The organism is Paenibacillus doosanensis (assembly GCF_025060755.1).
Classification (GTDB): Bacteria; Bacillota; Bacilli; order Paenibacillales; family NBRC-103111; genus Paenibacillus_S; species Paenibacillus_S doosanensis.
In genome coordinates this window covers 315257-328153 of record NZ_JANYUY010000001.1, presented here as the reverse complement: position 1 = coordinate 328153, position 12897 = coordinate 315257, and the positions used below count along the sequence as shown (strand labels likewise).

The 12897-nt window shown below is 51.9% G+C and carries 17 protein-coding genes; 12 read left to right on the top strand and 5 right to left on the bottom strand.

Annotation, left to right across the window (positions count from 1 at the left end; all coding sequences use genetic code 11):
• Positions 1–42 precede the first annotated feature (42 nt).
• The 6 genes from N0M98_RS01490 (at position 43) to N0M98_RS01465 (ending at position 4632) form a co-directional block, all read left to right on the top strand.
• The gene (locus N0M98_RS01490; RefSeq protein WP_028547616.1) at positions 43–267 is read left to right on the top strand and encodes a helix-turn-helix domain-containing protein; all 225 of its coding nucleotides are present in this window, start codon (positions 43–45) and stop codon (positions 265–267) included.
• A gap of 205 nt (positions 268–472) precedes the next feature.
• Positions 473–796, top strand: a complete 324-nt coding sequence (locus N0M98_RS01485; protein WP_259616730.1) for a hypothetical protein — start codon at positions 473–475, stop codon at positions 794–796.
• A 157-nt stretch (positions 797–953) separates the two neighbouring features.
• The gene (locus tag N0M98_RS01480; protein ID WP_259616729.1) at positions 954–1421 is read left to right on the top strand and encodes an SRPBCC family protein; all 468 of its coding nucleotides are present in this window, start codon (positions 954–956) and stop codon (positions 1419–1421) included.
• Positions 1422–1648: 227 nt separating this feature from the next.
• A complete protein-coding gene (locus N0M98_RS01475; protein ID WP_259616728.1) occupies positions 1649–2953 on the top strand; it encodes a hydroxymethylglutaryl-CoA lyase-like TIM-barrel protein in 1305 nt (434 codons plus the stop codon).
• Between the two features lie 127 nt (positions 2954–3080).
• Positions 3081–4052, top strand: coding sequence for a phosphotransferase family protein (locus tag N0M98_RS01470; RefSeq protein WP_259616727.1), 972 nt, complete (start codon positions 3081–3083; stop codon positions 4050–4052).
• Positions 4053–4269: 217 nt separating this feature from the next.
• Entirely contained in the window at positions 4270–4632 is a 363-nt protein-coding gene (locus N0M98_RS01465) for a hypothetical protein (RefSeq protein WP_259616726.1), read from the top strand.
• Positions 4633–4809: 177 nt separating this feature from the next.
• Here the strand turns inward: N0M98_RS01465 and N0M98_RS01460 are convergent, their stop codons facing one another.
• Positions 4810–5676 carry a helix-turn-helix domain-containing protein gene (locus N0M98_RS01460; protein ID WP_259616725.1) on the bottom strand — a complete coding sequence of 289 codons (867 nt, stop codon included), beginning with the start codon at positions 5674–5676 and terminating at the stop codon, positions 4810–4812.
• Positions 5677–5759: 83 nt separating this feature from the next.
• Here N0M98_RS01460 and N0M98_RS01455 point away from each other — a divergent pair, with 83 nt between their 5' ends.
• Positions 5760–6578: a phytanoyl-CoA dioxygenase family protein gene (locus N0M98_RS01455; RefSeq protein WP_259616724.1), complete on the top strand. Its 819-nt coding sequence runs from the start codon at positions 5760–5762 to the stop codon at positions 6576–6578.
• Between the two features lie 249 nt (positions 6579–6827).
• Here the strand turns inward: N0M98_RS01455 and N0M98_RS01450 are convergent, their stop codons facing one another.
• Genes N0M98_RS01450 through N0M98_RS01445 form a run of 3 tightly spaced genes read right to left on the bottom strand, consistent with a single transcriptional unit; the run spans position 6828 to position 7567 of the window.
• Positions 6828–7211 (bottom strand): hypothetical protein, encoded by a 384-nt coding sequence (locus N0M98_RS01450; protein ID WP_249862198.1) that lies wholly within the window; start codon positions 7209–7211, stop codon positions 6828–6830.
• A 24-nt stretch (positions 7212–7235) separates the two neighbouring features.
• Complete coding sequence (locus N0M98_RS34015) at positions 7236–7406, bottom strand: hypothetical protein (RefSeq protein WP_510822915.1); 171 nt, start codon at positions 7404–7406, stop codon at positions 7236–7238.
• 38 nt (positions 7407–7444) lie between these two features.
• On the bottom strand, positions 7445–7567 hold the full coding sequence (locus N0M98_RS01445; protein ID WP_259616723.1) for a hypothetical protein: 123 nt from the start codon (positions 7565–7567) through the stop codon (positions 7445–7447).
• Positions 7568–7828: 261 nt separating this feature from the next.
• On the opposite strand from N0M98_RS01445, the gene yhfH reads away from it, so the two are divergent.
• Positions 7829–8041: a protein YhfH gene (gene yhfH, locus N0M98_RS01440; protein WP_249862200.1), complete on the top strand. Its 213-nt coding sequence runs from the start codon at positions 7829–7831 to the stop codon at positions 8039–8041.
• A gap of 97 nt (positions 8042–8138) precedes the next feature.
• Here yhfH and N0M98_RS01435 read toward each other — a convergent pair whose 3' ends face one another.
• Positions 8139–9122 carry an HD domain-containing phosphohydrolase gene (locus N0M98_RS01435; RefSeq protein ID WP_259616722.1) on the bottom strand — a complete coding sequence of 328 codons (984 nt, stop codon included), beginning with the start codon at positions 9120–9122 and terminating at the stop codon, positions 8139–8141.
• Positions 9123–9516: 394 nt separating this feature from the next.
• Here N0M98_RS01435 and N0M98_RS01430 point away from each other — a divergent pair, with 394 nt between their 5' ends.
• The 4 genes from N0M98_RS01430 (at position 9517) to N0M98_RS01415 (ending at position 12866) form a co-directional block, all read left to right on the top strand.
• Positions 9517–10212 carry a response regulator transcription factor gene (locus N0M98_RS01430; protein WP_259616721.1) on the top strand — a complete coding sequence of 232 codons (696 nt, stop codon included), beginning with the start codon at positions 9517–9519 and terminating at the stop codon, positions 10210–10212.
• Positions 10202–11308 (top strand): sensor histidine kinase, encoded by a 1107-nt coding sequence (locus N0M98_RS01425; protein WP_249862203.1) that lies wholly within the window; start codon positions 10202–10204, stop codon positions 11306–11308. The genes N0M98_RS01430 and N0M98_RS01425 overlap by 11 nt, the downstream gene beginning before the upstream one ends.
• 251 nt (positions 11309–11559) lie before the next feature.
• Positions 11560–12588, top strand: a complete 1029-nt coding sequence (locus N0M98_RS01420; protein WP_259616720.1) for a D-alanyl-D-alanine carboxypeptidase family protein — start codon at positions 11560–11562, stop codon at positions 12586–12588.
• Entirely contained in the window at positions 12585–12866 is a 282-nt protein-coding gene (locus N0M98_RS01415; protein ID WP_259616719.1) for a hypothetical protein, read from the top strand. Before N0M98_RS01420 ends, N0M98_RS01415 begins: the two co-directional genes overlap by 4 nt.
• Positions 12867–12897: the final 31 nt, after the last annotated feature.

Genomic DNA, 12897 nt, shown 5'->3' with positions numbered 1-12897 from the left:
ACCTTGTAATGATACAAAAACCCGAGCAAGGAGGGGTGACACTTGAAGGGCAGCGACCACAAAAGCAAATTTTTGCTAACCAATCGTGAACGCGAAGTTTTCGAACTGTTGGTGCAGGACAAAACTACCAAGGATATAGCACAGCAGCTGTTTATCAGCGAGAAAACGGTGCGTAACCATATTTCCAACGTCATGCAAAAACTGAATGTGAAAGGTCGTTCACAGGCAGTTGTCGAGCTGATCAAGCTTGGGGAGTTAACCATCTGATTAGGTTTGGCATCCCGCTTTGCACTATTTTAATCCACTTTTGGCCTTCTTGCGGGCTTTCCCTTCAGGGAAAGCGCTGGAGAGGGCTCTTTGGTTTTGCGGCGTTAGCTGAAGCGATTGATAGATAAAGAGAATGTCTCCATTCAGTGGAGCTTAACTTAAATTGTGGTAAAATAGATACAAGAAATGCAGGGGAGGTCTAGCGATGAAATGGCAGCAAGTTCGAGAATTGTATCCCGATCAGTTTGTTTTACTTTCCATACTTGACTTTACTGAACAGGAAGACAAAAAAATTGTCACCGAGGTTGCATTGATACGGCCAGTTCCCGCTGAGGAAGCGAACAAGACGTTTTTCCATGTGGAGCCGGGCAATCTTGTCTACCATACCGCTAACGAGAATTGCATCATTCATTTGCGCAAAGAACCGCTTCTGAGAATGAGGCGCGGCAAGGGATTGATCGGACTAGATATTTTGAAAACGTACGGTTTTGTCTTGGACTTGGACAAGCTTGAACTTTACAGGTCGTAAAGCAGAAAGTTACGCGTCCAGCTTCATCCGGCGTATTTCGATTGCCCCCCAACGAATTTTTTCACTAATCTTTAGAAACGTGGTGAACAAGTGGAAACCTCTATCGACCGCAGGCAGGCCACGACTAAATCACCACCATTTTAGGAGCTTACGCAAAATGCCGCTAATCCAAATGTCCTTGATGATTCACGCTCCGACGCAGTTATGCTTTGATCTGTCCCGAAGCATCGATATTCATATGCAGTCGATGTCGCAGACAGGGGAGAAAGCCGTGGCCGGAAGAACCGGCGGGCTGATTGAGCTCGGCGAGACGGTGACGTGGGAAGCCGTCCATTTTGGCGTGCGCCAGAGGCTGACGGCCCGCATTACGGAGATGGAGGCGCCGCGACGCTTTGTCGATGAGATGGTGCAAGGCGCATTCCAGCGTTTCTATCATGTCCATGAGTTCATTCCGCAGCCGGAAGGAACATTGATGCTCGACAGCTTCGATTACACGTCGCCGCTCGGCGTGCTGGGGAAGGCGGCCGACCGGTTGTTTCTGGAGCGCTACATGACCCGCTTGCTGAGAAAACGGAACGAGATCATTAAGCGAATCGCCGAGGAACAGGTCAAATCAACGTCCTGAACAGTCCCCGGATTTTAACGAATCGGGACGGGAAGCATCTACGCCAAACCTTTGGAGTCTCATTCTCTTAAGAGAGAAGGCTTCCAAAGGTTTTTTTACATTGAAGAAAACGGCATCGAAAACCATTATTAATGAAATTTATCACATAAATAAAAATGAACGATTTTACTTATAAAAAATGATTGGTTACACTAAATGTACTACAAAATGGAAAGGTTGTGTTGCGAATGAACAATCAGGCCAATTGGTTTCGGGAACAGTTTCCTTATTCCGCTCCTCCCAGGGTGCTGTTCGACGGTGTAGAGGTGCCTACGGCGATGCCGGAACATATTTTTATTACGGATACGACGTTCCGCGACGGGCAGCAGGCCAGACCGCCGTATACGGTAGAGCAGATTGTTACGCTGTTCGACTATTTGCACCGGTTGTCGGGAGAGCGGGGCGTCATCCGGCAGTCGGAGTTTTTTCTTTACAGCGAGAAGGACCGGGAGGCCGCTTACCAATGTATGGCAAGAGGCTACAAATTTCCGGAAGTGACGGCATGGATTCGGGCGGTGAAGAAGGACTTTGCGCTTGTAAAAGATATGGGCATTCAAGAAACGGGCATCCTCACCTCGATTTCCGATTACCATATTTACTCAAAGCTGGGGCTCGACCGGGAACGGGCAATGGCTCAGTATCTGGATATCGTCGAGGCGGCGATGGCTGCGGGCATTCGTCCCCGCTGTCATTTAGAGGACATCACGCGGGCGGATGTGTACGGATTTGTCATCCCTTTCGTACAAAGGCTGGTTCAGCTGTCCGGCGAAAGCGGCATTCCGGTCAAAATCCGTCTGTGCGATACGATGGGCTACGGGGTGTCTTACCCGGGTGCGGTGCTGCCAAGAAGCGTTCCCCGTCTGGTGCATGCGCTTCGTGAAGAAACCGGCATTCGCAGCGAGCAGCTCGAATGGCATGGGCACAACGACTTTTACAAAGTGCTGACCAATGCGGCTACGGCTTGGCTGTACGGCGTCGGCGGCATTAACGGGACGCTGCTCGGGTTCGGGGAACGGACCGGAAATACGCCGATCGAAGGCTTGCTGTTCGAGTACATGGGATTGACCGGAGATCAATCGGTGGATACGACGGTCATTACGGAAATAGCCGACTATTTCGAGAACGAGTTGGGCTACAGCATCCCTCCGATGACTCCGTTCGTAGGCAAGCAGTTCAATGTGACGGCGGCGGGTATTCATGCGGATGGCGTGATCAAGAACGAAGAGATTTACAACATTTTCGATACGGATAAGCTGCTGAACCGGCCGCTGGGGGTTCAAGTGACCGATAAGGCGGGAGCGGCGGGAGTCGCTTTTTGGGTGAACAAGCAGCTGAAGCTTACGGGTGAGCAGCGCATCGACAAGAAGCACGAGGCGATTCAGAAGATGACCGCTTGGGTAGCGGAGCAGTATAAGGACGGGCGCACGACGAGCTTGTCGGATACGGAGCTGCTGGAGGCGGCGCGGCAGTGGCTGCCGGAGCATTTTCAGTGAAAGGCTCATTATTTTAAGAAATTGTAAATCATCTATTGATGCGCTGTCCTATTTGGCATATATTGATCGTAAGCATGGAAAAAATCTCGGCCGGAAGAGCGGGCCGCAGAAAGGGCGTGACCGGCAGATGGAGAGCGGGCGGTTCGATCATTTGGTTTCGCGTGAGGGAGTACTGGATTCCGGTGAGCTGGCGAGCCGGGAAACGCTGTACGTCGGACGCAACGGTAAAGCGGTGGAGCGGTTTTGCCTGGATCGGGACGGCGGCCGCAGTTTTATCTTTAAACCGCTGACGAATCCGGAAACCGTCGGGCGGGAGACATGGGTGTACCGGAACATCCTGCCCCATATTCCCGTGCGCTATCCGGCACTGCACGCTCATGCGCCGCATCTCGATGCCGGCCGATATTGGGCGGTTTACGAGGATCTGGGCCCGCTGGAGCATCGGTTTGACCGGGAAACGCTGGTCCGTGCGGCGGCGGCGATCCCGTATTGGCATCAGCTGCCGATAGAGAGCGTGCCGAGCGGGTTTTCCGGACATACGCCGCGCGTCGAGCAGGTGAGCGAAGAAGTTTGGGGGCAGCGTGAAGCCTTGGAGCGGGTGCTAACGGAAGCGTCTTTCCCGGTCTCCCTGATCCCCGAAGCGCTGCGAATCGCAGCTCGGCCGGATGAAGTCGCGGATTCGGAAGCCGTGGTGTTGCACGGAGATTACCATCCGCTGAACATATCGCTGCGCAAGGATGAGCTGATCGTCTTGGATTGGGAATATGTGCAGATCAACTCCGTTTATTGGGATTTATACAATTTGCTTGATATGACGAGCCCGAACTACCGCAAGCCGGATATGAGCGGGGCACTAAGAAACGAGGTGCTTGCGGCTTATTACGCCCGCCGGCAGCAGCTCGGCTGGAGCAGCGAGTTCGATACGTTCCGGAACCATTATTATCGCTATGCGCTCGCGTATTCCCTATGGATACTGCTGCTCATCGACAAAGATTTGCAGAAAGGCAGCTTCGATACGGCTGCATTGCTGGAGCAGAGACAGGAAACGCTCGCCATTGCGGCGAATTTGCTGCTCGGCGAAAATACGAATCAAGCATAGCTGTAGAGGACGAACCTTATGTCGGGTTCGTCTTTTTGTACATATGGAAAATGACGGAAAAACCTCTTTACAAATGATTGCGAACATGTTAAATTTTAAAACCAAGTAAGCTTGTAGGGAATTGAAAACAGAAATGAAACGGGGGCTTGACGTTATATAACTCGCAGTGTGAAGCAACGACGGAATGAGAGGCGAAACAAGAGAGGGGGATTATGCAATGAAATCGTATATGAATGAATTTACCCGGTCGTTTATCGACGATCATCTGGATCTGTACCGTTATGCCGTTCATTTGGGCGATCAGGCATGGGCCGACGAGCTGCTCGAGACGCTCAGGCATTACAAGGAGCACGTTCGTCAAGAAATGTATCGCATAAACCGCAAAGAGCTGTGGCGGCAGTTCGACGCCGTCAATTTGCAGCTGCTGCAGGCTTATAACAAGCTGCAGGACGGCCCGGACGAAGAGACGCAAGCGAGACTGCACCGGCTTATCCGGCAGCTGAAGCTGCAGCGTATCGCCATTACGAATCAAATTTGCGTATCCAAGCAGGCGGCCAATTGGATGCCGTATCGAACTTGAAACCGTACGGGAAATGAAGACGAAGCGGAGCGCGCCTGCTCCGCCGTTTGTACATTGCGGCAGCGGGAGCGGCACCGCACAAGCGGCAAACCCGGGGGAAACATGCGCTGCAGGGTGCTTGCAGCGCATGTTCGATCCCGCCGCCGCAGCTGCAAGCCGGGTTCCCGGCCCGCCTGCTCAATGGCTTTCGTCCACCGCCGATTTGCGCGCCTCTTTGCGATATTGCGAGGGGCTTTTTCCATAGTAGGCGGTAAATTGCTTCGTAAAATAAAACGGATTGTGAAAGCCGACCTCATCGGCAATTTCCGCAATTTGCATCGTCGTGTACTCCAGCAGCCGCGAAGCTTGACGCAGCCGCAGCCGCAGCAGCGTATCGATCACCGATTCGCCGATCTCCTGCTTGAACAAGTGGGCGAGCCGCGAAGGGGACAAGGCGACTTTTGCGGCGAGCTCTTCCACGCTGTGACGCTGTTTCATATGCTGGCTGAGATGGCTGAGCACCTGCTCGACCCGCGGGTCCATCTGCCCCGATTTGACCCGGGCCTCCGCTTGCTGGGCCAGCAGCAAAATTTCCTCCATCGCATTCAGCGACAGCCGGGAACGATAATAATCGAGTTCCAGGCTGTCCCTGATCATCCGCTGGAACGCTTCCCGGATGCGTTCCCTCACGCTCTGCTGAGCGATGCGGATCACGTGAAGCGCCCCCGCCTCCGAAGGAAGCGTCAGCCATTCCGACCAATGGGGCAGCGGCATGAAGTGAGCCCATACAAACTCCCATACGCTGCCTTCGGGCGTAGCGTAATGGTGCGGAGTGCCTGGCGGGAGCAGTACGATATCTCCCGGTTCGCAGGGCTGCAGCCGTCCGTCCAGCCAGTAATGTCCCGTCCCCGACAAGGTAAACGTAATCAGCCAATCCTTCGTTCCGAAAGACCGATGCGTCTGGTACCCGTGCGCTTGACGGAAATGACCGGAGACGAGAATTCCCGGCGGCGGAGCGGCGGTCTCCGTGAGATCGGCAGCAGGATCGTTAAGGTTTTCAGCCATTTGTTCCATTCCTCCGTCGACATTGGCGTCTTATAATGAAGCCATGAAATCATTATGGTTATTATGGATGGGAGAGAGGAACCATGTCAACTCAGGCGCTTGGCGGCGTGCTCAGCGAGGAGCAAAAAAAGCAGTTTGATGAAGAGGGATATTTGATCGTGAAAGGTTTGCTTGCAGACGATGCGCAGATCATTATGGACGAATTTATGAGACTCCATGCGGCGGGGCCGATCCCCGGCTGTTTCCAGCCGATGACCGCGGAGGAAGCGGACGGCGATATTCTGAAGCAGTATCCGCGCATGATGCACCCGCACAAGGTGAACGAGATCGCATTTCGGTATATGCTTCATCCGAAGGTGATGAATATTTTGGCCGATCTGTTCGGAGCCGATCCTTTGGCCGCGCAAAGCATGTTTTATTTCAAGCCTCCGGGAGCCAAAGGGCAGGCGCTGCATCAGGACCAATTTTATTTGAAGGTGGAGCCGGGTACCTGCATCGCGGCGTGGACCGCCGTCGATCCTGCGGATGAAGAGAACGGAGGATTGTTCCTTGTTCCGCAGACGAATCGGATCGATATCGAATGCCCGCACACAGCGGACCCGGCGGTATCTTTTACCAAAGAGGAAGTGGATGTGCCGGAAGGCCGCGAAGCGATCCCGGCGAGGATGGATGCGGGCGACGTGCTGTTCTTTAACGGCAGCGTAATTCACGGTTCTTACCCGAACAGCTCGGCGGACCGGTTCCGGCGCGCCTTCATATGTCATTACTCCGACGCGGCGACGACGAAGATCGGCAAATATTACAAGCCGCTGTACCGGCATGACGGGACGGCGGTTACGGTGGAAGCGAATGAGGATGCGGGCCCTTGTGGAACTGAGTTCCAGCAAACGGGCGCCCATTAAAGCGGGGCGGACGGAAGCGCTCGCGGGGTGCGGCCCTTGTATTCGGGAGACGACTTATAGCGGGTAGCATAGGCAAACAGTAGGGGAGAGGTTAGTTTCCTGCAAAGTAACCGGGTTTCTTAACTCAAACGCAGTTTCCTTTATGTAGAGGAGGGCAGCGGCGTCCGCCGCTACCCTTTTTCCCTTAGATGTATACTTAACAGGCTTCCATAATGAGCCCGGTCTGCGTGATCAGGGTAGAAGTACAAATCAAAAGATTAAATCATTAATAGGAGCTATTTCCCACTGATACTGTGCTCCCTTTTCTACTAGAATATCTTTGCTTAATGAATGTATATAGTCAAATTCGATCTTCTTATTATGACTTTCGAATACAATGATGTTTTTGGGAGAAGGTAACGGCTCACTTAGACCGTTCTTTTTTGCCGAATTTATTTTATCGGTAATTTTTATGATTTCGTTCTGATCAGTATGTTCTGTTATTACTTTTCTTGATTTGTATTCCATTACTGTAATCTTTATTATTGATCCTGGGTTAGGTACAGGCAGGCTTTTATTTTGGCACCCCAATAATAGTCCGAATATCATAATTGATATGAAAACGGAGTATATGAATCGAAAAGGTAACAGCATCGCTCCCTCCTTTAAAAGCGTGGATTAGTAGTCCATTGGTGTAGGCGACCAGTTGTATCTGGAGTCGTTATTAATATACAGTGGTAGAAAATCCGCCCATCCCTCGGTCCAAGCGCAGTTTTTGCCGGATATTTGTTCAAAATAATGCGGAGACGGGCAATTTTGATTCAATAAGCTTGGTGTGTTTGTTTTCATCAACGGAATATAGTTTATAGCCAATTTCAACATTTTTGTTAGTTGGTTTCCTGAGCATTTTGCTTTGTTTCTTGCAGAGAAGCTGGTGCGGCAAGCGATGTGGAAGTGAACGTGCTAAACAAAATCATTAAGGCCAACACAACACATAACGAATATTTCATTTTTATCCTCCTATGTAAAAAAGATATAATACCTAAATATTTTTAAGCATATTTTAAAAGTGTTTATAATAGGGCATTTCTTCCAAATTATAGGTCATTTGGAATATGTCATGGAGATTAGGGAAAGTTGGTAACGGAATGTTAGGAAAAGGGTACGTATATTTCAGCCAGATTACATTTTTCAAAACCGGTATGAAAGCGATAACAAAAAAGCGGTTTTCGTGTATACTTGTTTTATACGCGAGCAAAGGAGTGTCGTCTATGGGTGTAGAACCGATGAATCCTTTAGAATTGTATGCCGTCAAACGCTGCTGTCGCTGTGGAATTGAACTGGAAGAGCAAGCCGATTGTTACAAAACGACCTGTGATGAGTGCGAGGGAAATACGTTTTACCCGCTGTCCCCGTATCAGCCGAAGGGCAAGATCGCGAAATGGATGCAAGGCACGAACATCATTGATGATTACTGGCTATAACCGCCGCCCCGGCAGACTTCCGTCAAGAAGCCGCTGCCGGGGTTTTTCGTATCATAACGCGCGGCGCTTCGGCCCTGAACGAGTTGCGGCGGTGCGGCTACAGCTGCTCGCCCATAGAGAGGAAGGTGTCCACGAGTTCGGGATTGAAGGCGGCGCCTTTCTGCTCGAGCAAAAAGCGGACGGCTTCTTCGTGCTGCCATGCATCCTTATAGGCCCGCCGGCTAGTCAGCGCGTCATAGACGTCGATAATAGAGACCACCTGCGCTTCAAATGGAATTTCATCGCCTTTCAGTCCGGCTGGATAACCGCTGCCGTCCCATTTTTCGTGATGGTAGTGAATGATATGCTCCGCAATTTTCAGTTCCTCTTGAAGAATATCGTCCTCCAATTCGCGCGAAATTTTGCCGACAATCTCCAGACCGATCAAAGGATGCGTCTCCATAATGTGCCGCTCGTAATAGTTGAGCTTTCCGGGCTTGTACAAGATGCCTTCGGGAATGCCCGATTTGCCGATGTCGTGCATAATGCTGGCGTTAACGACTTGCTGTATGTATTCCTCGGACAACCCGAGCTTCAGGCGTTCGTTATGAGCGATCAGCAGCTTTTCGGTGCCTTGCTGCACCCGGGTCAAATGCTCCTCGATATGCGGATCGCGAATTTCGCAAGAGATAGCCAGCACCTTCAAAATTTCACTCTGCAGCTTCAGCTTGCGCGTCTCCGATAAATAACTGCCCTGCGGGATTTGATCCAAATCGCGGACGACGCCGATATAATACGTTTCCTGCTTGTGCAGAATCGGAGTGATCGTAATATTTGTATGCCAAATGTCCTTGTTTTTTTTACGGTTAATAAAAACGCCCGACCAGGCCAAATTCATCTGCAGCGACTGATACATGCTTTCATAAGTTTTGCGCGGGGTTAGTCTCGATCTCAGAAAGCTTGCCCGCAGACCGATCATATAAGCGCGGGTATAACCGGTCATTTCCTCGTACTTGGGGTTGACTTCTACGATGCGGTGCTCGCGGTCGGTAATAATAACGCCGTCGGCCAATTTAAGATAGAAGTCGAATGCGGTTTCCATAATGCTACCTCCTTGGAATGAAACGGTATAGGATAACGGGAAGGAGGCTGATTGAAGTACCTCGGCACCAAAATACTAGAATGATTCTACCATAGGATAACAGGGAAGAACCATTGGGTTTGGCTTATTTTTTGGATAATGCTTGAACAAGGAGAGATTTGTCTTCAAGGAAAGGGAAGTGGGGGTGTTTTCCTCCATGTCAGGAAGAAATTGGGGGTAAAGGTGAGCGGGGGCTTGTGCATAACCGCGTTACAATGAGTATAATGAATAAAATGTAATCTCTTAAAAGCCGCTTAATGATTTCTTAATGAATGCTTGCGTAATGCTTAAACTTTGAACGCTACAATGAAACAGGAATATAAACATCCGTAGGGGCGACGAGCCGGGAAGGTGCATGATGAGAACGATATTAGTAGTAGACGACGATAAGGAAATTGCGAATCTGGTCTCGCTTTATTTGGTTAACGAAGGCTATCAGGTACTGAAGGGGCAGAACGGGCTGGAAGCGCTGCAGCTGCTTGCGGAGCATGAGGTCGATCTGATCATCCTCGACGTGATGATGCCGGAGCTGGACGGGATGGAAGTATGCCGCCGGGTGCGGGAAACGCGGACAATTCCGATATTGATGCTGAGCGCCAAGGCGGAGGATATGGACAAGGTGCTTGGGCTTATGACCGGCGCCGACGATTATATGGTGAAGCCGTTTAATCCGATGGAGCTGTCCGCAAGGGTGAAGTCGCTGCTGCGCCGCTCGTTTCAATATAACTCGGCCGATACGAAGCCGCAGACGGGAGAACTGCTGAAGCTGCATTCGCTGGAAATCAACAAGAGCGCCCATACCGTCATGGTTAACCAGCAGCCCGTCAGCTTGACGAACCGCGAGTTCGATATTTTATATTTGCTTGCGAGTCACCCGGGCAGAGTGTTCAGCGCCGAAGATATTTTTCAGCTGGTATGGAAGGAGCAGTATTACGCGGTAGGCAACTCGGTGATGGTGCACATATGCAATTTACGGGATAAGCTGGAGCGGGTGCTCGGGTACAAGCTGATTCAAACCGTATGGGGGGTCGGCTACAAAATTGAAGAATAATCCGTATTTTACGATCCGATGGAAAATTATTCAATTAATATTTTGGAGCGCGTTATCGTCGGTCGTCACGGTATATGTGATGTATAAATTCGTCGAGCTGCTGCTGCTGTTGTATAAAAATAACCGCTTTATTTACGGAGTCGTGCGGATTTTGTATGACCGGTACGGGATTCAGGAGACGTTGATCACGCTAGGTATCGTTTGTTTTATTTTGTATTTGATAGTGTTCAGTCAAAGAACGGTCGCTTATTTGGCCCGGATCATGAACACGGTTCACCAGATGTCCCATGGCAACTTCGATCTGACGATTCCCGAGAAATCGCGGGGCGAGCTCGGAGAGCTGGCCGAAAGCATCAACCGCATGTCGCGGCAGCTGAAGGTTTCGCTGGCGGAAGAGCGGCTGGCCGTACAGACCAAAAACGAGCTGATTACGAACGTATCCCACGATTTGCGCACGCCGCTGACTTCGGTTATCGGTTATTTGCGGCTCATTGAGGAGGACCGGTACAGAGACGAGGTCGAGCTGCGCTATTACGTCAACATCGCCTACGAAAAATCGCTTCGTTTGGGCCGGATGGTAAGCGACTTGTTCGAGTATACCCGAATGAGTCACGGCGACGGCAATCTGCGTATATCGGAAATCAACCTGGTGGAGCTGCTCGGGCAGCTCAGCGCGGAATTTTCCCTGCAGCTTCATGAGAAACGGATCGAGATCATGCTCCATACGAAGTATGAAACGATGCTCGTGCGCGCCGACGGCGATAAGCTGATGCGCGTGTTCGAGAATTTGATCGCCAATGCGATCAAATACGGCCAGGACGGCAAGCGGATCGACATCGAGCTGCGCAGGGCGCAAGACCGTGCGGTCGTCCGCATCATCAACTACGGTCCTCCGATTCCTGCCGTTGATTTGCCGCATATTTTCGAAAGGTTCTATCGCGTAGAGAAGTCCCGCTCGGATGAGACGGGAGGGACGGGTCTCGGTCTGGCCATAGCCAAAAGCATCGTCGATATGCATAACGGAACGATGGACGTCGCAAGCAGCGAGGAGCGAACCGTGTTCGAGGTGCAGCTGCCTATCCATGCGGCGCGATAGCGGCATAAATTCACATTTCCCGCGCAGAAGCATCCCCTCATCTTTAAGAGGGGGTGCTTTTGCCGTCTTAAGGCGAGTTCCGGCATTAGCGGCGGCGGCCGGATCTGATGCAGCGCGGAACGTCGCTCTTTACTCTCCCTTAATGGCGTCTTAATAGTTCTTAATCTTTGCTTAGCGGCTCCTTAAAAAGAGTGCTTTATACTTATACCGGTACGAATGAAAATGGATGCGGCAAAAAGGAGAGACGACAGATGATCAAAGGGCTCATCGTATTCGGTTTGCTCGTTACGCTGGTAGCGTTGGGCGCGGCGGGAGCCGACCGTACACATATGAAAGCAGCGGTGTTGTCCGCTTTTCATTACGCGCAGGGCTACTGGCGGGAAGTCGCAGGCGCGGGCGACGCGCTGGGCGCAAAGGAGATCCAGGGCGAGGCAGGACTGCTGATGGACGAGAAGACGGGGAAAATACTGTTCGATAAAAACGAAAACCGGCGGCTGTATCCGGCCAGCACGACCAAAATCGTAACGGCGCTTGTGGCGCTGGAAAAAGCGGAGCCTAACGAGAGAGTTACTGTCGGCGACGAGGTCGATCTCCGGACGGCGGATGAAAGCACGGCCGGACTTAAGAAAGGGCAGAAGCTGTCGCTGCGGGATTTACTGTCAGCCATGCTGCTGCCTTCGGGCAATGATGCTGCGCGGACGGTGGCGAGGTACATAGCGAGCAAGGAAACGGGCCGCAGCTTGTCCGCGGAGGAAAGCATCCGTTATTTTGCCTCGCTGATGAACGACAAGGCGGCGCAGCTTGGAGCGGTCTCCTCGCATTTCGTCAACCCTCACGGGCTGCACGATCCGCAGCATTATACGACAGCCCGGGATTTGGCAGTCATCGCCAGAGCCGCTATGGGCGTGCCGGAGTTCCGCAGTATCGTCAGCGAGGCGGAGCATACCGTCTCTTCGTCATCGGCACGGCTCGTCTTGGCCAACCGCAACAAGCTGCTGCAGGCGGGCAGCGATTATTACATGCGGGGAGCGAACGGGATCAAAACCGGATTTACCGACGAAGCCGGCTATTGTTTGGTTGCATCGGCAAGCCGCGGCGGCCGCGAGCTGATCGCCGTCGTGCTGAAATCGACGGAGAACGACGTATGGCTCGATTCGCAGAAGCTGCTGGAATACGGTTTTGCGGGACAGCCTTCCGGGAAGCGGGCGGCCGCGGCGGCAGGCAGAGGGCCCGAGGCTGTTGAAGCGCCTTCGGACAAGAAGGAGGGGGTTCCGGGATGAGTCGGCAAAGAAGCAAGGAGACGGAATGGGAGCGGCGGGCCCTGATCGTAAAACCGTATGAGCTGCTCTGCTATCGGAGCTGTTATTATTTGCTGCAATGCGAAGCGGAAGCGATGCAGGCGGCGCTCGCTTGCATGGAGCAGGTGATGAGGGATGATGCGTTTTTCCAAAGCGCGGATTTGCACAGACAAACGATTGTGCGAAAAACGGCCATACGTTGTTCTCTGCAGCTTGCGCGTTCTAGGGGAGCTACGAGCCGGCATAGCCATATAAGCTAAGTTTTCCATGCCGGCAAATGTCCGAAAATGG

Bases quoted from the DNA above. Each gene is read 5' to 3' on its own strand.
- N0M98_RS01485 (WP_259616730.1), top strand. From the start codon at position 473: ATGAAATGGCAGCAAGTTCGAGAATTGTATCCCGATCAGTTTGTTTTA.
- N0M98_RS01480 (WP_259616729.1), top strand. From the start codon at position 954: ATGCCGCTAATCCAAATGTCCTTGATGATTCACGCTCCGACGCAGTTA.
- N0M98_RS01475 (WP_259616728.1), top strand. From the start codon at position 1,649: ATGAACAATCAGGCCAATTGGTTTCGGGAACAGTTTCCTTATTCCGCT.
- N0M98_RS01470 (WP_259616727.1), top strand. From the start codon at position 3,081: ATGGAGAGCGGGCGGTTCGATCATTTGGTTTCGCGTGAGGGAGTACTG.
- N0M98_RS01465 (WP_259616726.1), top strand. From the start codon at position 4,270: ATGAAATCGTATATGAATGAATTTACCCGGTCGTTTATCGACGATCAT.
- N0M98_RS01460 (WP_259616725.1), bottom strand. From the start codon at position 5,676: ATGGCTGAAAACCTTAACGATCCTGCTGCCGATCTCACGGAGACCGCC.
- N0M98_RS01455 (WP_259616724.1), top strand. From the start codon at position 5,760: ATGTCAACTCAGGCGCTTGGCGGCGTGCTCAGCGAGGAGCAAAAAAAG.
- N0M98_RS01450 (WP_249862198.1), bottom strand. From the start codon at position 7,211: ATGCTGTTACCTTTTCGATTCATATACTCCGTTTTCATATCAATTATG.
- N0M98_RS34015 (WP_510822915.1), bottom strand. From the start codon at position 7,406: ATGAAAACAAACACACCAAGCTTATTGAATCAAAATTGCCCGTCTCCG.
- N0M98_RS01445 (WP_259616723.1), bottom strand. From the start codon at position 7,567: ATGAAATATTCGTTATGTGTTGTGTTGGCCTTAATGATTTTGTTTAGC.
- yhfH (WP_249862200.1), top strand. From the start codon at position 7,829: ATGGGTGTAGAACCGATGAATCCTTTAGAATTGTATGCCGTCAAACGC.
- N0M98_RS01435 (WP_259616722.1), bottom strand. From the start codon at position 9,122: ATGGAAACCGCATTCGACTTCTATCTTAAATTGGCCGACGGCGTTATT.
- N0M98_RS01430 (WP_259616721.1), top strand. From the start codon at position 9,517: ATGATGAGAACGATATTAGTAGTAGACGACGATAAGGAAATTGCGAAT.
- N0M98_RS01420 (WP_259616720.1), top strand. From the start codon at position 11,560: ATGATCAAAGGGCTCATCGTATTCGGTTTGCTCGTTACGCTGGTAGCG.
- N0M98_RS01415 (WP_259616719.1), top strand. From the start codon at position 12,585: ATGAGTCGGCAAAGAAGCAAGGAGACGGAATGGGAGCGGCGGGCCCTG.